The organism is Bradyrhizobium sp. LVM 105 (assembly GCF_003957705.1).
Taxonomy (GTDB): Bacteria; Pseudomonadota; Alphaproteobacteria; order Rhizobiales; family Xanthobacteraceae; genus Bradyrhizobium; species Bradyrhizobium frederickii.
This window is the reverse complement of the sequence record NZ_QZMV01000006.1, coordinates 345,655-361,297: the sequence shown is the minus strand read 5'-3', so window position 1 is coordinate 361,297 and position 15,643 is coordinate 345,655. Positions and strand designations below refer to the sequence as shown.

At 65.2% G+C, this 15,643-nt stretch carries 19 protein-coding genes and 2 pseudogenes; 13 read left to right on the top strand and 8 right to left on the bottom strand.

Annotated features, from left to right (window positions below):
- Positions 1–129: 129 nt before the first annotated feature.
- The 3 genes from D6B98_RS20060 to D6B98_RS20050 are packed head-to-tail and all read right to left on the bottom strand — an operon-like array spanning position 130 to position 3,472.
- Positions 130–1,734, bottom strand: a complete 1,605-nt coding sequence (locus D6B98_RS20060; protein WP_126258657.1) for an alpha-amylase family glycosyl hydrolase — start codon at positions 1,732–1,734, stop codon at positions 130–132.
- On the bottom strand, positions 1,715–2,284 hold the full coding sequence (locus D6B98_RS20055) for a hypothetical protein (RefSeq protein ID WP_126258656.1): 570 nt from the start codon (positions 2,282–2,284) through the stop codon (positions 1,715–1,717). Before D6B98_RS20055 ends, D6B98_RS20060 begins: the two co-directional genes overlap by 20 nt.
- Before the next feature lie 12 nt (positions 2,285–2,296).
- Complete coding sequence (locus D6B98_RS20050) at positions 2,297–3,472, bottom strand: zinc-dependent alcohol dehydrogenase (protein ID WP_126258655.1); 1,176 nt, start codon at positions 3,470–3,472, stop codon at positions 2,297–2,299.
- 151 nt (positions 3,473–3,623) lie between these two features.
- Here D6B98_RS20050 and D6B98_RS20045 point away from each other — a divergent pair, with 151 nt between their 5' ends.
- Both D6B98_RS20045 and D6B98_RS41415 read left to right on the top strand, forming a co-directional pair.
- Positions 3,624–4,406, top strand: coding sequence for an SDR family NAD(P)-dependent oxidoreductase (locus D6B98_RS20045; protein ID WP_126258654.1), 783 nt, complete (start codon positions 3,624–3,626; stop codon positions 4,404–4,406).
- Between the two features lie 298 nt (positions 4,407–4,704).
- The gene (locus D6B98_RS41415) at positions 4,705–4,833 is read left to right on the top strand and encodes a hypothetical protein (RefSeq protein ID WP_283810160.1); all 129 of its coding nucleotides are present in this window, start codon (positions 4,705–4,707) and stop codon (positions 4,831–4,833) included.
- A 44-nt stretch (positions 4,834–4,877) separates the two neighbouring features.
- Here the strand turns inward: D6B98_RS41415 and D6B98_RS20040 are convergent, their stop codons facing one another.
- Complete coding sequence (locus D6B98_RS20040; protein ID WP_126258653.1) at positions 4,878–5,306, bottom strand: response regulator; 429 nt, start codon at positions 5,304–5,306, stop codon at positions 4,878–4,880.
- A 387-nt stretch (positions 5,307–5,693) separates the two neighbouring features.
- On the opposite strand from D6B98_RS20040, the pseudogene D6B98_RS41970 reads away from it, so the two are divergent.
- From D6B98_RS41970 to D6B98_RS20020, 5 genes and pseudogenes are all read left to right on the top strand, one after another.
- Positions 5,694–6,269: pseudogene (locus D6B98_RS41970) on the top strand (chemotaxis protein CheB); the annotation flags it as partial.
- Positions 6,270–6,359: 90 nt separating this feature from the next.
- Positions 6,360–7,649: pseudogene (locus D6B98_RS20035) on the top strand (sensor histidine kinase); the annotation flags it as partial.
- On the top strand, positions 7,649–8,407 hold the full coding sequence (locus D6B98_RS20030; protein ID WP_126258651.1) for a Crp/Fnr family transcriptional regulator: 759 nt from the start codon (positions 7,649–7,651) through the stop codon (positions 8,405–8,407). The pseudogene D6B98_RS20035 and the gene D6B98_RS20030, both read left to right, overlap by 1 nt.
- A 186-nt stretch (positions 8,408–8,593) precedes the next feature.
- Positions 8,594–8,776 carry a hypothetical protein gene (locus tag D6B98_RS20025; protein ID WP_126258650.1) on the top strand — a complete coding sequence of 61 codons (183 nt, stop codon included), beginning with the start codon at positions 8,594–8,596 and terminating at the stop codon, positions 8,774–8,776.
- Between the two features lie 158 nt (positions 8,777–8,934).
- Positions 8,935–9,135, top strand: a complete 201-nt coding sequence (locus tag D6B98_RS20020) for a hypothetical protein (protein WP_126258649.1) — start codon at positions 8,935–8,937, stop codon at positions 9,133–9,135.
- A gap of 184 nt (positions 9,136–9,319) precedes the next feature.
- On the opposite strand, the gene D6B98_RS20015 is transcribed toward D6B98_RS20020, so the two are convergent.
- Positions 9,320–9,604, bottom strand: a complete 285-nt coding sequence (locus D6B98_RS20015) for a hypothetical protein (protein ID WP_126258648.1) — start codon at positions 9,602–9,604, stop codon at positions 9,320–9,322.
- Positions 9,605–9,797: 193 nt separating this feature from the next.
- On the opposite strand from D6B98_RS20015, the gene D6B98_RS20010 reads away from it, so the two are divergent.
- The 5 genes from D6B98_RS20010 (at position 9,798) to D6B98_RS19995 (ending at position 12,490) form a co-directional block, all read left to right on the top strand.
- Entirely contained in the window at positions 9,798–10,007 is a 210-nt protein-coding gene (locus tag D6B98_RS20010) for a hypothetical protein (protein ID WP_126258647.1), read from the top strand.
- Complete coding sequence (locus tag D6B98_RS39990) at positions 10,007–10,150, top strand: hypothetical protein (protein ID WP_164718728.1); 144 nt, start codon at positions 10,007–10,009, stop codon at positions 10,148–10,150. Before D6B98_RS20010 ends, D6B98_RS39990 begins: the two co-directional genes overlap by 1 nt.
- 119 nt (positions 10,151–10,269) lie before the next feature.
- Positions 10,270–11,346 (top strand): flavodoxin family protein, encoded by a 1,077-nt coding sequence (locus D6B98_RS20005; protein ID WP_126258646.1) that lies wholly within the window; start codon positions 10,270–10,272, stop codon positions 11,344–11,346.
- The gene (locus D6B98_RS20000) at positions 11,343–12,242 is read left to right on the top strand and encodes an NAD(P)/FAD-dependent oxidoreductase (RefSeq protein ID WP_126258645.1); all 900 of its coding nucleotides are present in this window, start codon (positions 11,343–11,345) and stop codon (positions 12,240–12,242) included. The genes D6B98_RS20005 and D6B98_RS20000 overlap by 4 nt, the downstream gene beginning before the upstream one ends.
- Positions 12,243–12,301: 59 nt before the next feature.
- The gene (locus tag D6B98_RS19995) at positions 12,302–12,490 is read left to right on the top strand and encodes a hypothetical protein (protein WP_126258644.1); all 189 of its coding nucleotides are present in this window, start codon (positions 12,302–12,304) and stop codon (positions 12,488–12,490) included.
- 15 nt (positions 12,491–12,505) lie between these two features.
- Here the strand turns inward: D6B98_RS19995 and D6B98_RS39985 are convergent, their stop codons facing one another.
- Positions 12,506–12,763, bottom strand: a complete 258-nt coding sequence (locus D6B98_RS39985) for a hypothetical protein (RefSeq protein WP_235885026.1) — start codon at positions 12,761–12,763, stop codon at positions 12,506–12,508.
- Positions 12,764–13,049: 286 nt separating this feature from the next.
- Between D6B98_RS39985 and D6B98_RS19985 the strand changes: the two genes are divergently transcribed.
- Positions 13,050–13,424: a hypothetical protein gene (locus tag D6B98_RS19985; RefSeq protein ID WP_126258643.1), complete on the top strand. Its 375-nt coding sequence runs from the start codon at positions 13,050–13,052 to the stop codon at positions 13,422–13,424.
- A 3-nt stretch (positions 13,425–13,427) separates the two neighbouring features.
- On the opposite strand, the gene D6B98_RS19980 is transcribed toward D6B98_RS19985, so the two are convergent.
- Entirely contained in the window at positions 13,428–14,693 is a 1,266-nt protein-coding gene (locus D6B98_RS19980) for a polysaccharide deacetylase family protein (RefSeq protein WP_126258642.1), read from the bottom strand.
- A 156-nt stretch (positions 14,694–14,849) separates the two neighbouring features.
- Positions 14,850–15,623, bottom strand: coding sequence for a polysaccharide deacetylase family protein (locus D6B98_RS19975; protein ID WP_164718726.1), 774 nt, complete (start codon positions 15,621–15,623; stop codon positions 14,850–14,852).
- Between the last annotated feature and the right edge of the window lie 20 nt (positions 15,624–15,643).

The following is a 15,643-nucleotide window of genomic DNA, read 5'->3' as shown; positions in this document are numbered from 1 at the left end:
CTTGGCCTGCCGCCAGCCCCGGCGCTTGAAGGCGGCGAGCGCCGGGCCGCGGTTCGCGCAGTTCGCCTCCGGCAGGGGGGATGTCGGAGGCGTTGATCAGACGCGCTGATGCGCCGATGGTTCCTGCGGTCAGCGCGCCTCGATTGCGATGATCACGCCCTCATTGCCGCGGAGCAGGATGGATGCGTCCGGCAACGGCTCCGGCGGCCTGTCGAGGTGCGTCGACATCAGCAGGCGGCCGCGGCCCTGCCAGTGGTATTTCCGCGGCTCGGCAGCGATGTTGAGCGCGATCAGGAATCCGTTTCCGCGATCGGTCCGCTTGTAGGCGAGAACGTCGTTCTGCGAACGCAGCGGCTCGTAACCGCCCCGGCGCAGGCAAGCATGCTCGCGCCGCAGCGCCATCAGCGCACGAAACAGCGCCAGGATCGAGCGCTCGTCGCGCTGCTGCGTGGCGATGTTGACCGCGCCGTCAGGCCGCTCCAGCGGCAGCCATGGCTGGCTGGTCGTAAAGCCGCCGTTGGGACTGTCGTCCCAGCGCATCGGCGCGCGCTCGGGATCGCGGCACAGGCCATAGCCCGGCACCAGCTTCTCGAAGGGATCGCGGACGCGGTCGGACGGAATCGGAACGCGCTTGCGGCCGATCTCGTCGCCCATGAAGAAGAACGGCGTTCCGCGCAAGGTCATCAGCAGCATCGCCAGTACGCGCATCTGGGCCTCGCCGATCCTGCTGGCGACCCGCTGCTTGTCGTGGCCGCCGATCACCCAGACCGGCCAGGCATGCTCCGGGATCGCATTGAAATACGCATCGATCGTCGCTTGCAGCGACAGCGCGTCCCACCGCGAATCGAGCAGCGCGAAATTGAGCGGCAGATGCAGGCGCGGCTTGTCGTTGCCGTAGAAGTGGCCGATACGGTCGGTCTTGCCCTGGACCTCGCCGCACAGCATGCGCTCCGGATATTCGTCGATCACGCTCCGGATGAACTCGATGCAATCCATCGTCTCCGGCCGGTCGTCGGTGAAGACCGGCGTCTGACGCTGCGGCGGTGGCTTGCCCTCGGCGTCGGGTTTGGCGGGATTGTCGCGCATCAGCGCATCCTTGATCAGGACCGCGCTGGCGTCGACGCGAAAGCCGTCGACGCCGCGGTCGAGCCAGAACCGCATGACGTCGGCGATCGCGGCGCGCAGCTGCGGATTGCGCCAGTTCAGGTCGGGCTGCTCGACCAGGAACGAATGATAATAATATTGCCGCCGCGCCTCGCACCATTCCCAGCCGCTGCCGCCGAAACGGCTCAGCCAATTGTTGGGCGGCCCGCCATTCTCGGCCGCATCCGCCCAGATGTACCAATCGGCCTTGGCGCTGTTGCGCGAGCTCGAGCTCTCGACGAACCAGGCATGATCGTTGGCGGTGTGATTGGGGACGAGGTCGAGAATGAGGCGAATGCCCTTGCCGTGCAACGCCGCGAGCAGGCGGTCGAAATCCTCGAGGCTGCCGAAGGTGGGGTCGACCGCGCAATAATCGGAGATGTCGTAGCCGAGATCGCGGAACGGGCTCTTGTAGATCGGCGTCAGCCACGCCGCATCGACGCCGAGCCATTTCAGATAGTCGCTGCGCGAGATCAGCCCGGCGAGGTCGCCCCTGCCGTCGCCGTTGGAGTCCTGGAAGGAGATCGGTGCGATCTCGTAGATGACGGCGGATTCCCACCACGCAGATTTGTCAGGGGACTCGACGCTCATCACCTTGCTTCACCTCGTTCTGACCCGCATGCGCTGCGATCTGCCGCGCCGCAGTTCGGATGCTCTCGATGCCTTTGGGGAAACCGCTGCGGTTCGGGTAGAGCTTGCGCCGTGCATCGCGCGGAGGGCGGCGCGGCTTGGTATCCTGCGCGGCCCTGTAGTCGAGCATGGCGATGCCGCCGACCATTAGCAGCGCCAGCGCGATGTTGCCCTTCTTGGGATTATCAGGCGTCAGCCCCGACAGCAGCGCGGCGGCATCGAGGCCATCGCCGCCGACGCGGGCCCACAGCCCGGCATTCTTGTCCACGGACAGCGACATGATCCCGGCCAGGATCTCGCGGACGCCGAAGGCCCGCACCATCGTCTCATGGCCCTCCATGCCCAGCGTTTCCGTGACGCGCCGCGGCGCGAACAGCTCGACGACGCCGAGGCCAATGCTGAACCAGCCCAGCGCGCGGGCGAGTTGATCCACCGGCTGTTTCAGGCTTGGTCCGCCCTCGAGGATCTTGGGGTCGCCCTTGGTGCGCACGATGTTGGAGAAATGAAACATGGGTCTGCTCCTTCAGGGCTTCAGCACGACCTTGACGCAGGAATCGCGCTTGTCGCGAAACACCTGGTACATCTCCGGCCCTTGTTCGAGCGGGACGGTGTGGGTGATGACGAAGGACGGATCGATCTCGCCGTCCTCGATGCGGCGCAGCAGATCGTCGGTCCAGCGGTTGACGTGGGTCTGGCCGGTCCGCATCGTCAGGCCCTTGTTCATGAAGGCGCCCATGGGCAGCATGTCGGACAAGCCGCTGTACACGCCGGCCACCGAGATGATGCCGCCGGGACGGCAGACATAGATCATCTCGCGCAGCACGTGGGGCCGGTCGCTCTCCGCCATCACCATCTGCTTGGCGCGGTCGAGCAGCGTATCGGGCAGCGATGCCATCACATGCGATTCCATGCCGACGCAATCGATGCATTTTTCCGGGCCCTTGCCGTCGGTCAGCTCCTGGAGCCGCTCCAAAACGCTCTCGGTCTCGAAGTTGATCGTGGTGGCGCCGCCGGCTTCCGCCATGCTCAGCCGTTCGGGCAGGCAGTCGATTGCGATCACCTGGTTGGCGCCGAGCAGGATGGCGCTGCGGATCGCCATCTGTCCGACGGGGCCGCAGCCCCAGATCGCGACCGTGTCGGTCGGCTCGATGTCGCATTGCACCGCGGCCTGCCAGCCGGTCGGGAAGATGTCGCTGAGGAACAGCAATTGCTCGTCGGGAATGCCGGCGGGCACCTTGATGTGGGTCGCGTCGGCATAGGGCACGCGCAGATATTCGGCCTGGCCGCCGGGATAGCCGCCGGTCAGGTGGGTGTAGCCGAACAGGCCGGCGGTGGTGTGTCCGAACACCTTGTCGGCGAGATGGCGTTTGCGGTTGGTGGTCTCACAGACCGAAAAATTGCCGCGCTTGCACTGGTCGCATTCGCCGCAAATGATCGTGAAGGGCACCACGATCCGGTCGCCCTTCTTCAGCTTGCCGTCGACGCCGGAGCCGACCTCGACCACTTCGCCCATGGTCTCGTGGCCCATGATGTCGCCGGGCAGCATGCCGGGAATGAAATTGTGGAACAGGTGCAGGTCGGAGCCGCAGATGGCGCAGCTCGTGACCTTGATGATGGCATCGCGCGGATCCTGGATCTCAGGGTCGGTGACGGTGTCGCAGCGAATATCCTCCTTGCCGTGCCAAACCAGCGCCTTCATCTTTCGTCCTCTCGGCTGAACCAGTTGGCACTTAAGTCCAGGAATGAACGATGGTTGCTAAGCGGCGTGCGATTCTTCGGACCGCACCTGTTTGGAACGAGATGGCGGCGGAGTGATTGGGCGTCATCATCCCATCTCAAGGACATGTGCCATGCCCGCCAATCAGCTCGCCGTCGTCACCGGCGCCTCCACCGGCATCGGCCTGGAGCTCGCCAGGTGCTGTGCCAAGGACGGTTTCAACCTCGTCATCGCCGCAGATGAACCCCAGATCGAACGGGTGGCCGTCGATCTGCGCCGGCTCGGCGGCAGCGTAGAGCCGGTCGAGGCCGATCTTTCCACCACCGAAGGCGTCGATAAGCTGTGCGCCGCGGTCGGCGACCGGCCGATCGATGCGCTGCTCGCCAATGCCGGGGTCGGCCTCGGCAAGGCCTTCCTCGACCAGGACTTTGCCAGGGTGAAGCACCTGATCGACACCAACATCACCGGCACGCTGTATCTGATCCACCGCGTCGGCAACGAGATGCTCCGCCGCAAAGCCGGGCGCATCCTGATCACCGGCTCGATCGCCGGCTTCACGCCGGGCAGCTTCCAGGCCGCCTATAATGCCAGCAAGGCGTTTCTGGACTCGTTCTCGTTCGCGCTGCGTGAGGAGCTGCGCGACAGCGGCGTCACCGTCACCTGCCTGATGCCGGGCGCGACCGACACCGAGTTCTTCCGCCGCGCCGGCATGATGGACACCAAGGTCGGCGCCGAGAAGAAGGACGGCGCCTACGATGTCGCCAAGGCCGGTTTCGATGCGATGCTGCGCGGAGAGGCCGACATCGTCACCGGCCTGAAGAACAAGATCCAGACCACGGTCGCTAACATCACGCCGAACGAGATGCTGGCCAGGCAGCATCGCAAGATGGCCGAGCCAGGCACGGCGAAATCGTGACGTAGCGCTCCGCTGCTATCCGTGGCGGCAGGTACGGCCCTCGGCATTTGACGAAAAAGCGCCGGGGGCCGATTCACATACCCTAATGCGGTCGGGCCCCGAGCCGGTCAAGCTGCACCCGCCGGATAGGGGCCGGGGCAATGGATCGCATCGAACAGGCCTTTGTCGCGACCGCAATTACGGGCTTTCTCGTGATGATGGGCGCGCTCGTCTGGATGATGATGAGTTAAAGCATGATCCGGAAAAGTGCGCAGCGTTTTTCCGGAAAGATCATGCTCAAGCAATAACCTGGAGCGCGATGACTAGTCTCCTCATCCCATCGCGCTTAAGGGGCCGGGAGGCTGTCTTGCGCGTTGCGCTGCCTTACGCCGCGGTTCTCCTGTGCCTGGCGGTCACCGCCTGGCTCGCCTTCGCGCGGCTGTTCTGACTGCCAAGTCTCATCCAAATCTTTCTCATCCAGGTCTTCAAGTCTTATCCAGGTCTTATCGTGCCCGGGCCTTGTTCGTCCCGGCGATCGGCAATCAGCGCCGCCAGCTTCCGCGCCATCGCCGCAAGATCGATCGGCTTTTCAATCAGCGGCACGTCGTGAAATTCCGGGCCGACGTTGATCCTTTCATATCCCGTGGTGAACACGAACGGCACCTTGCGTGCCCTTAGCTCGCGGGCGATCGGAAAGATCATCTCGTTGTGAATGTTCACGTCCAAGACGGCGGCATCCAGCGTGCTGCCGTCGCGCAGGATCTTGAAAGCGTCCTCGATATGCCCGGCGGGACCTGCCACCTCGGCCCCCAGCGCCCGGAATGTCTCGCTGATGTCGTCGGCGAGAAAATACTCGTCCTCGACCACGAAGACCCTGCGCCCGGCGAGAGGCGCAGGCTGCCCGGATGATTTACGCAACATCGTTAGGATGCCTCAGCCTCCGCTTCGCCCCGTAGGAACATAAAACGGGGCGCCGCCTTGGTTGCAAAACGACGCAATCGAAAACGGGTTCCATGAGCAACCGCGATATCATCGTGATCGGTGGCTCGGCGGGAGCGACCCAGCCGCTGAAGCAGATCCTGAGCCGCCTGCCGCCGACTCTGCCGGCATGGCCGGAGCCCTGAAGGCCGCGCGCCGCCCCAGCCGGCGAGATGCCACGCGGCTCCACCCCAGGGCTGAGAGGTCGCGAAACATCGAAGGAGGCTCTGTGCCCTTGTTATCTTTGAACTGTTGGGATCCCGCTGATTTCTGCTATTTGCAGGCACCGGGCACCCGTTGGTGCCGGCCAGTGAGAGAGCTACCCGGTCCATGACTGAAGTGGGCGAGCAAGCAGCCGAAGGAGAGCGCCAGACCAGGTCCCCACTTGTCATCGGCGTTGGCGCCTCACCGGCCGCGCTGGACAGCATCGAGCGTTTCTTCGCCAAGCTGACCCTGGGCACCGACCAGGCGGTCGTGCTGGCGCTTCAGCACCACGAAGCGTTCGACGAGGCTCGGCTGCGCCGGATCGTGCAAAGCTCAAGCGGCGGCAGGCTGTCCGATCCCGGCCATGGTGATCCGATCGAAGGCGGCAGGATCTATCTGTGCCCGCCTGGCACGATCACCACGATCCAGGGCGGGCGTTTCGCGATCCGCAAGGCCGAGCAGGCGCCCGGCGAGCGCGCCTCGATCGACAGCTTCCTGCTGTCGCTGGCGGAGGAGCGCGCCGAGAAGTCCGTCGGTGTGATCTTGTCCGGCACCGGCGGCGACGGCGCGCTGGGCACGGCCACGCTCAAGGACCACGGCGGCCTTGCCATCGCCGAGAAGGTCGCGAGCGAGACGTCGGACCCTTTCAATGCCAACACGCCGGCGGCGATTGCGGACTACGTGCTGCCGCCGGAAGACATTCCCGAGCACATCCAGGTCTATGCCCGCCATCTGCGCCGCCTGGAGGAGAAGCAGGGGTTCGACGAGGTGCCCGCGGCCGCTGCGACCTCGCTGTTCGAGAACGGACCGGCCCCATCGGTCGCGGACGACAACAGCAAGCCCAACACCGTTATTCGCACCGAGCATGTCGAGCGGCTCGAGAGCGAGCTGCGCGCGACGCGTGAGCGGCTCCAGGCCACCATCGAGGAGCTCGAAAGCACGAACGAGGAGCTGAAATCCTCGAACGAGGAATACCAATCGCTCAACGAAGAGCTTCAGTCCGCCAACGAGGAGCTCGAGACGTCACGCGAAGAGCTGCAATCTGTCAACGAAGAGCTGACGACCGTCAACGGCGAGCTGGCGCACCGCGTCCGGCAATTGACCCGCGCCAGCAGCGACCTCAAGAACTTCCTCGAGAGCACCCAGATCGCGACCGTGTTCCTCGACAACGATCTGCGGGTGATGACCTTCACGCCCGCGATCACGCAGGTCTTGCACCTGGTGGAAACCGATGCGGGCCGTCCCATCTCTCACATCAAAGCGCGCGTTCCGATCGAGGAGCTCCATGACGACGTCCGCCGCGTGATGCGCACCCTGGCAAGCGCCGAGCGCGAGCTGACGGCGCCTGACGACGGCAAGAGATATATCGCGCGGGTCTTGCCCTACCGCAGCGTCGACGATTTCATCGCGGGCGTCGTCATCACCTTCATCGACGTCACGGCGATGACCCGCGCCGAGGAGCGACAGCGGCTGCTGCTGGCCGAGCTTCAGCATCGGGTTCGCAATACGCTCGGCGTGGTCCGCTCGATCGCCCGCCGCTCGGCGGAGACGAGCTCCACGGTGGAGGAATATGCTTCGCATCTCGACGGCCGGCTGAATGCTTTCGCCCGGACCCAGACGCTGGTCACCCGCGATCCCGATGGCGGCGTCGACCTCGAATATCTCGTGGTCGAGGAATTGCTGGCCTATGATGCGCGCGAAGGCGAACAGATGCGGGTCTCCGGCCCGAAGGTGCGCTTCCAGCCCAAGGCCGCCGAAACGTTCGCACTTGCCATTCACGAACTTGCGACCAACGCGCTGAAATACGGTGCGCTGAGCCAGCCGTCGGGCCGCATCGACGTTTCCTGGCGCATTGACGAAAGCACGGCGCCGGCACAATTGATGTTCGAATGGCGGGAGCGTGGAGGGCCCGAGGTGCCGCCGCCACCGCGAAAGGGTTTCGGCATCGAGCTTCTCGAGCGTACGCTGGCGTTCGAGTTGAAGGGCGAAACCAAGTTGGCCTTCAATTCGGGCGGGCTGCAATGCACGATCGCGATTCCATTGAGCAAGGGCTCCTTCCACACCCCTTCTGCGGTTGACTGATGCCCTTATCGACTGCCGATCGCAGCGTGTTGGAACCGGCGATTCGCCGGTTGAACGCGCTGAGACCGCTGTCGCCGGAAGCGCGCGCCTCGCTTGAATATGCGATGCTCGAGGGCTTGCAGCGCGCTGGAGCCGGCGAGGACCTGATCTCCGAGGGCGATCCTGTCGACAGCGTCCGCATCGTGCTGTCGGGCTGGCTCTGCCGCTACAAGACGCTCGAGGACGGCCGGCGCCAGATCGTCAACTTCATCTTTCCCGGCGAGAGCTGCGACTCTCATGCGTTCCTGCTCTCGACCATGGACCATTCCATCGCCACGTTGACTCCGGTCGTCTACGCCGAGATCAAGCGCGCGCGCTTCGACAGCCTGCTGGCCGCCGACCGTTCGCTTGCCGAAGCATTCTTGTGCGAGATGCTCGTCAACGAGGCGATCCAGCGCGAATGGGTCATCAATCTCGGCCGTCGCGCCGCGCTCGAGCGCGTCGCGCACCTGTTCTGCGAGATCTTCGAGCGGCTTCGCCCCGTCGGAATGGTCGACGGCAACAGCTGCGCGATGCCGGTGACGCAGACGGATCTGGCGGACGCCACCGGCCTGTCGGTGGTTCATCTCAATCGCACGCTGCAGGAGTTGCGCGCCTCAGGGCTGATCGTGCTGCGCGATCGTACGCTGGTGATCAGGGATATCGACGCGCTCAAGAGCACGGCCCTGTTCTCGCCGAGCTATCTGCGACTGTATCGGGGCGGCCGAGAGCACGGATGATGGCGCTGATCGGCGGGAGCGGGCGCCGGCGCGGCCGGATTCTCCGGTCTGTGCACTAGCAACAGAGGCTGACCAGAGCAATCGACGCTGAAGATATAGGGCCTCATCGCGCTCATTTTCAGCCGGTGGCTCAATTTGAGTAACTTGCTTAAATGCGCGCTTCTGCTGGCATGTCAGTATGGCGCCATGCCTGATGCCCTGATATCTCGCGCAACTCGCGCGATCGATGACAGCCGCACGCTGCGGGAGCAGCGTCGGCTACTCATGGAGCGTCACGATCAAATCCTCGGCGATCTGCGTCTGGCTGTCATGGAAAGCGCCATGGTCCGTACGGAGATCAGGGCTCACCGCGACAATCAGGACAATTAGCTCTCGGCAGCTGCGTGAGACGGCGGGACGACGGCTTTTTCGCGGTACGCAGGCAACCGTTCCGCCTCGGGAACGTTGTCGGTTCGCCGCGCCGAACCGGCGTGGCGTGACCGAACCGAGAACGCAACGGCGCGCTCCGACGAACAGGGAGAACGTTCATGTTGACGCGGCGCAAATCCAGGCACACGGATCCGCTCGAGGCGCGGTTGGCTGCTGAGGCTGAGCGGCTGCGCGAAGAAGCAGATTCGCTTCCGCCAGGGGCGGCCCGTGACGAGATGTTGCGCAAGGCACGTCAGGCCGAGACCGGTTCTCAGATGAGCGAATGGCTGCGCTCACCCGGCCTGCAGCCGCCGGACTGACTGACGTCGCGTGTTGCGGCGCGGAAAAGCCGTAGCACGCGCGGGGGTGTGAGGTGCACGCGCCGGGAACGGGTTAGATGTCGGCGCGTACCGATGCGCTGATGTCGTGGGCAGAAACCGGAAAAATGAGCGCCACGTCCATCGTTCCCCGTTGTGTCCGGTTGTCACCCGGCGGTGCCTGTCGTCAACGCCGCTTCGCCGCCTTGGTTCGGCGGTTGTAGGGCGAACGGTTGGCGGGCCGCAGCGAGATGCCTTCGCGCTGCGCCTTGCTGCGGATGGCCGCGACCGGGCGCTGAAGCTTGATGCTCATCACGCCGGTGGGCGTGTTGCCTTTCGCAAGCTGCTTCAACTTGCTTACGTCCCCCGGCGTCCAGGGCTGCCGCGCTCGGCGCTTGTACGCGGGATTGGCCTTGCGTGGTCCCTTGCGGCCGATCGGTGAGCCCGGCCGTTTCCGTGCTGCTTTCGCCATCATGATCCTCCTTCAGGTCGTTCTTGAACATACGAATCAGCATTTCGGTTCCGGCGCAGTGCAAAGCGGCGGGCATAAGCGGGGGCGTTCCGCAAAATCACGCAGCGTTAACTTATTGAAATGCTGGAACCGGCTCTCGCGGCGGAAGCTGCGAGGCCCATTTCCTCCATCCGAAATCCGCTGTGAAAGTCCGATGAGCGTCAAACGTAACCGCAGGAAACAGACCCAATCGCTTCAGGAGCGGTTGGCAGCCTTTGCCGAAAGCGCCCGCGAGCGCGCACGCAGCCTGCCACCGGGCAGGGAGCGCGAGATGCTGCTGCAACGCGCCAAGCAGAACGAGATCACCTCGAGCCTGACGGACTGGCTGAGCGCGCCGGTCTCCCCGAGACGAGGACCATCCTAGTGGGGAGCCTCAAGCATTACCGCGCCTTCCAGATCGATCCGGACGGGCGCGTGTTCGGATGCATCAACCTGGTCTGCGACGACGACGAACAGGCCAAGCGGGAGGCCGCCGCGCTCGTGCTGGTGCATCGCATCGAGCTGTGACGGCTGGACCGGCGCATCGCGAAGTTCGATGCGCCACCGGACGTGGTTCGTCAGTAGCGTTTCGGGAACCGCACGCTGCGCGCCGGGTTGGTCGGAAAGCCGACTTTGCCGGAGCACGCATGAGGGACGCCGAAATTCGCAAGGGAATGCCGCCCGTCAAGCTGTCGCGCGATGAGTTCGAGCGGCGTTACAAGGGGCAGTTCGTCGATCCCGCCTTTGCGCCGCTCGGGCGCGAGCTCGATGCCATCACCGCTGCGGCCTGGGACGCCTACAGCCATTCGCGCAAGGCGCCGCTGACGCGGAAGGCGGGCCCGGGCTTTGCCGATCCCGACTATGACATCGCCATCGACTGGCTCGATGCGCGCGCAAGAATTCTCGAAGCGCAGCGACGGCACGACGATGCGGACGAGACGCCGCGCATCCTCCTCATCAACGGCTCGGCCCGCAGCGAGCACACCTGTCCCGGCGAGATGTCCAAGACCTGGCGGCTGGTCAAGCTGGCCGAGCCTGTTTTCACCGAGATGGGGTTTGCCGTCGACATCCTCGACCTGTCGCGCCTTGCCTCGGAGTTCGGCAAGACGATTCATCCCTGCAAATCCTGCGTCGGCACCGCGATGCCGCTCTGCCATTGGCCGTGCAGCTGCTATCCGAACTATTCGCTCGGGCAGACCCACGACTGGATGAACGAGATCTATCCGCTGTGGGTCGCCGCTCACGGCATCCTGATCGTGACACCCGTGAACTGGTATCACGTGCCATCAGGCCTCAAGGCGATGATGGACCGCATGGTCTGCGCCGACGGCGGCAATCCCGATCCGACCTCGACCCATGGCAAGAAGGCCGATGAGGCCAAGGCGATGGAGCTGAAGGGCTGGCCCTATCCGCGCCATCTCGCCGGCCGTCATTTCGGCGTCGTCGTTCACGGCGATGCCGTCGGTGCCGAAGGCGTGCGCCGCGCCCTGTCGGACTGGCTGACCGACATGCAGCTGATTTCGGCGGGCCGCTTCGCCGAGCTCGACGGCTATGTCGGCTACATGGAGCCATACGCCACCTCGCATCGCGAACTCGATGAAGACGGAGAATTCCAGCAGGAGGTGCGCAACGCGGCGCATGCGCTCGGCAACGCCGTCCGGCTGGCAAGGAGCGGGCGCCTTCAGGATCCCGGCGACGGTCTTGCGGATCCGAATCCCAAATGAAGCCGGCGCAGTTCGATTGCCTGATCGTCGGGGGCGGCCCCGCCGGATTGATGGCCGCGATCTATCTGGCGCGCTTCCGCCGCAACGTCTGCGTCGTCGACGCCGGCGCGAGCCGGGCCGCGCTGATCCCGCGCAGCCACAACGTTCCCGGCTTTGTCCACGGCCTGTCAGGCGCGGATCTGATTGCCCGCATGTCGGCGCAGCTGGAAGAGCTCGCGGTCACGCGCGCGGAGGCCGAGGTCACCGCGTTGCGGCGGCACGATCATGGTTTTGAGGCGAGCTGGAACGGCGATGCGCACGCCGCCGCCACCGTCATTCTCGCCAGCGGCATCGTCGACACCCATCCGCCATTCCGGGAGTGGCGCGGTGCCATCGCGGACGGGGTGCTGCGCTACTGTCCGGTTTGCGATGCCTTCGAGGCGACCGGCCTTCGCATCGCAATCGTCGGCCCGCTTCAGCGTGCCGCCGGCAAGGCGCTGTTCCTGCGCGGCTATTCACGGGACGTGACGCTGCTCGCGATCGGACCGGATGACGACCAGAGCGCCACTTCGGAGCTGCTGGATGCTGGCGTCGAGGTCGTGTTCGCGCCCGACCTGCATTTGCGGCGGAGCGGCGGGGGCGTCGCGGCTGTCTTCGCCGACGGCCGGACGCTGCAATTCGACACGGTCTATCCTGCGATGGGGGCCGAGGTGCGTTCGCAGCTCGCGGTGGCGCTGGGCGCCGAACACACTCCCGACCGCTATCTGAAGGTCGACGAGCATCAGAGCACCTCGGTCCGTGGGCTCTACGGCATCGGCGACGTCGTCACCGATCTGCACCAGATCTCGGTCGCGTTCGGCCACGCCGCGGTCGCCGCCTGCAACATCCATCACAGCCTGCCGCGGCGGCTTGCGTGAGGGAACGAAGGGCGCGGCTTTGCCTTGAGTGAGAGGAACGCGCGCGAAGGACGAAGCCCATGCTGGAAGAAAAGCTCAAGGACGCCATCATCGGCGAGCTGCAACGGCAGGCCGCCAACCGGCCGCAAGCGCTGAAGATCGCGGGCGCCCAGGATGCGAAAGGCTCGGAAGAGCTCACTGTCGACGGCAAGATCGATCTCGGCGCGCTGGTCATGGCGATCGCGGGATCGGTTGCGGGCGGGCCTTAGCCTTAAACCGTCCCTTCAGCCGTATTCCTCGCCGATGCCGTACTCCCGGTAGATCTTCAGCGGATCGAGGTCGGGAAACAGGCGGCATTTGGCCTGGGCCAGGTGCAGGCTCACCGCCGCCGGCTCCTTGCCGCTCGAGAGCAGCTTGCGGATGTCGTCCATATGCGCGTTCGGCTGGTGCTTCGGTTCGAGCTGCTCCAGCGCGACCAGGGCGGTCGCGAGGGCCTCGGTCAGAACCCAGTCGTCGTGGCCGGTGATTCCCTTCTTCGGCATCGGCAGACCCCGCATGTGGCGACTGGACCCAGTCTATCGCGACTTCCGCCAGATCGCCATCGAGCCGTTGCGGTATCATGCGGGGCAGCGCCACCGGGCCATGCTCCGGCTTGCCTTATGTCCGCGTCAGGCTAAAAGGCGGCGGGGTGCGGGGCGACAGTATCTTTGTTGAAACGAACTTGGCGTAGACGGGCCGCTACCGCATCCAGGCCGGCCGTTCCGGTCCGGGTCCCCGATCCCGAATTTGCAGCACGATTTGGTTGCACTCCTCAAGGTCCGAGCCAGCATGGGCATTCTCAGCTTCGTCTACCGCTTCCTGACAAATTTTGCCTTCATGGCGGTGGTCTATTTCAGCCTGAACTTCATGGAGAAATATCCGAACCGGGCGACACTGGCGATCCTGGTGCTGGTTTACGCCGCCATGCGCGCGGCCTCGACGCTGCGCGCGTTCTACTTCTTCCAGAAGATCGAGAGACTGGAGGCCGAGACGCGGCGCCTTCAAGGCCCGATCAATGACGGCTCCGGAGGAACGAACACGCGCAAGCAGGTCATCACCGACGTTGCCCGGCTGCGGCGCGACGGCGAGCTCAAGTCCTACATGGACCTGTTCTTCCTGGCGCTGATCGTGCTGCTCTGCGTCGCCGCCATCCTGCGGCCGTAAAGCTCAAGCGCGTTTCTTCAGGCTGGCGACGCGGGTCGGGCGCGGCGGAGCGCTCTTGACCTGCGCGGCATGGTTCGGTGCGGCCGGTGCCGCAAGCGCGGTGTGCCGAGCCTGGGGCTTGGCGGTCTTGCTCTTTGCGACCTTGCTCCTGGCCGCATGCGGCGTCTCGGCCGCCATGGCCAGCCGCGTCGCGGCACGCCGCGACAATGTCGTCGACAGCAGCACCTCGACCGAGCCTTCCGGGATCGCAAAGAGAGCGCGGCCGGGCACGGGCAGGGTGGATGCGATATCCATCTGTCCCCTGGTCCGGCGCGGCAGCAGCGACTGATGCTCGGTCCGTGCGTTGAGGTCGGCGAGCGAGGGCGCCGGCAGCGTCCGGCTTTCCGCGAACACGAAGTGCGGCACAGCCGGCCAGCGCGCGATCGGCACCGTTTCGGTCGGCGGATGCAGCAGCCACTCTACCGGATTGGTCGGCGTTGCGGGCCGGTCGGCGCTCGCAGGCACCACATGCACGATGCGATAGCCGCGCGCCTTGAGGTCGCGGATGATCTTCGGCAGCGCCGCCACCGTGCGGGCCTGGATGTCGTGCAGCAGCAGGATGCCCTTGCCCTTGGCTTCCAGCCGCTGGATCGCGAGCTGATAGACGCGGTCGGACGACACATGGCGCCAGTCGTCGGCCGGGAAGTCGGCGCTCCAGACCTGGATGCCGCGCGAGATCAGATGGTTCTCGACGCCCTCGGCGCGCATCAGGCCGGGAATGCGAAAGAACGGGGCGAGCTGGGACGGATCGGTCATCGCGGCCGAGGTCCATGCGATGCCGCCGTTGATCTCGGCCTCGGCCTTTTCGATCGGCATCCGGTCGAAGGTCAGCGGATGGTCCATGCTGTGCGTGCCGACGGTGTGGCCTGCGGCGACCAGCTTGCGGACGCCGTCCGGATTGGCCTTGGCCTGGTTGCCGACGATGAAGAAGGTCGCCTTGATGCACTCGTCGGCGAGGATCTTGAGCACCTGGTTCGAATATTTAGGAATCGGACCGTCATCGAAGGTCAGGACGACCTCGCGGTCCTTTAGCGGCAGCGTCTCGCGATACTGCATGGTGCCGATCAGCGGATGCTCGCGCGGATCGACCACGAGGGTGCGGGACGTGCCAAGGGCGTCGGGATTGCCGGGGCAGTCGGCCGCGAGCGCGGCCGGCGAAGCGATGGTCAGAATTCCCAGACAGAGGACGATCCACGATCGCGTCCGCAGAACAACGCTACTTCCGATCATGAACCTCGTCTGCCCCCATGCAATTGCCGCCTAGATAGGTCGGAGATGCCCCAAAACGGTTCAGCCGCAGCCGCCTCATCTTTGCACGGGGTAGCATGAACAGAGTGTTAATTGCCGCCAAATCGCCCCATTTTGCGCCGGCGTGACATTCCGGCATCAGCGCGCATCGGCGCTCTTCTGTGACGTGCCCGCCGGGACGACGTGGACCACCCGATAGCCGTTCTCCTTCAGATACCGCAGAAAGGCCGGCATCATTGCGGCCGTGCGCACCTTGTTGTCGTGGAAGAGGATGATGCCCTTGCCGCTCGCCGCCAGGCGGTCGGTGACGAGTTTCAATTCCTGCTCCGGCGTGATCTCCTCCCAGTCGCTGGCCCATAGATCGGCCCCGAACACGACGATGCCGCGCGACTGGAGCAGGTCGAGCTGTGCCTGCGTCGACTCGAAATAGGGAAAGCGGAAGAACGGCGTCGAGGGTGTCGTGGTCGAGGTGCCGTGCAGCGCCATCTCGTCGGCAGCGATGCCGCGGTCGATATCGGCCTTCGACTTGTCGAACGGGATCCGCGCCATGAACGGATGCGACCAGCTGTGGTGGCCGACGGTATGGCCCTCGCGCGCGATGCGTTTGACCATGTCGGGATGCTCGGCGGCGTGCTGGCCGATCAGGAAGAAGGTCGCGCGCACGCATTCGTGCGCCAGCGCCGCCAGCACCTTGGACGTCGTCGGCGGGAACGGGCCGTCGTCGAAGGTCAGCACGACCTCATGATCGGCCAGCTGCAGCGTCTGCGGAAAGCTCTTCAGGCCCACGCGCGGCGTGGTCCTGGCATCGACGCTCAGCACGCGGGAGGTGCCGAGCGCGTCCTTGCGCGGGCACTCGGCGGCATCCGCCGCGGCGATGCCGGCGAGCGCCGCAACGGCCGCGCCCAGCGACATCGAAGTCCACCTCAGTCGAA

Coding starts and splice junctions, on each gene's coding strand:
- D6B98_RS20060 (WP_126258657.1), bottom strand. CDS start 1,734: ATGAGCGTCGAGTCCCCTGACAAATCTGCGTGGTGGGAATCCGCCGTC.
- D6B98_RS20055 (WP_126258656.1), bottom strand. CDS start 2,284: ATGTTTCATTTCTCCAACATCGTGCGCACCAAGGGCGACCCCAAGATC.
- D6B98_RS20050 (WP_126258655.1), bottom strand. CDS start 3,472: ATGAAGGCGCTGGTTTGGCACGGCAAGGAGGATATTCGCTGCGACACC.
- D6B98_RS20045 (WP_126258654.1), top strand. CDS start 3,624: ATGCCCGCCAATCAGCTCGCCGTCGTCACCGGCGCCTCCACCGGCATC.
- D6B98_RS41415 (WP_283810160.1), top strand. CDS start 4,705: ATGACTAGTCTCCTCATCCCATCGCGCTTAAGGGGCCGGGAGGCTGTC.
- D6B98_RS20040 (WP_126258653.1), bottom strand. CDS start 5,306: ATGTTGCGTAAATCATCCGGGCAGCCTGCGCCTCTCGCCGGGCGCAGG.
- D6B98_RS20030 (WP_126258651.1), top strand. CDS start 7,649: ATGCCCTTATCGACTGCCGATCGCAGCGTGTTGGAACCGGCGATTCGC.
- D6B98_RS20025 (WP_126258650.1), top strand. CDS start 8,594: ATGCCTGATGCCCTGATATCTCGCGCAACTCGCGCGATCGATGACAGC.
- D6B98_RS20020 (WP_126258649.1), top strand. CDS start 8,935: ATGTTGACGCGGCGCAAATCCAGGCACACGGATCCGCTCGAGGCGCGG.
- D6B98_RS20015 (WP_126258648.1), bottom strand. CDS start 9,604: ATGGCGAAAGCAGCACGGAAACGGCCGGGCTCACCGATCGGCCGCAAG.
- D6B98_RS20010 (WP_126258647.1), top strand. CDS start 9,798: ATGAGCGTCAAACGTAACCGCAGGAAACAGACCCAATCGCTTCAGGAG.
- D6B98_RS20005 (WP_126258646.1), top strand. CDS start 10,270: ATGAGGGACGCCGAAATTCGCAAGGGAATGCCGCCCGTCAAGCTGTCG.
- D6B98_RS20000 (WP_126258645.1), top strand. CDS start 11,343: ATGAAGCCGGCGCAGTTCGATTGCCTGATCGTCGGGGGCGGCCCCGCC.
- D6B98_RS19995 (WP_126258644.1), top strand. CDS start 12,302: ATGCTGGAAGAAAAGCTCAAGGACGCCATCATCGGCGAGCTGCAACGG.
- D6B98_RS39985 (WP_235885026.1), bottom strand. CDS start 12,763: ATGCCGAAGAAGGGAATCACCGGCCACGACGACTGGGTTCTGACCGAG.
- D6B98_RS19985 (WP_126258643.1), top strand. CDS start 13,050: ATGGGCATTCTCAGCTTCGTCTACCGCTTCCTGACAAATTTTGCCTTC.
- D6B98_RS19980 (WP_126258642.1), bottom strand. CDS start 14,693: ATGATCGGAAGTAGCGTTGTTCTGCGGACGCGATCGTGGATCGTCCTC.
- D6B98_RS19975 (WP_164718726.1), bottom strand. CDS start 15,623: ATGTCGCTGGGCGCGGCCGTTGCGGCGCTCGCCGGCATCGCCGCGGCG.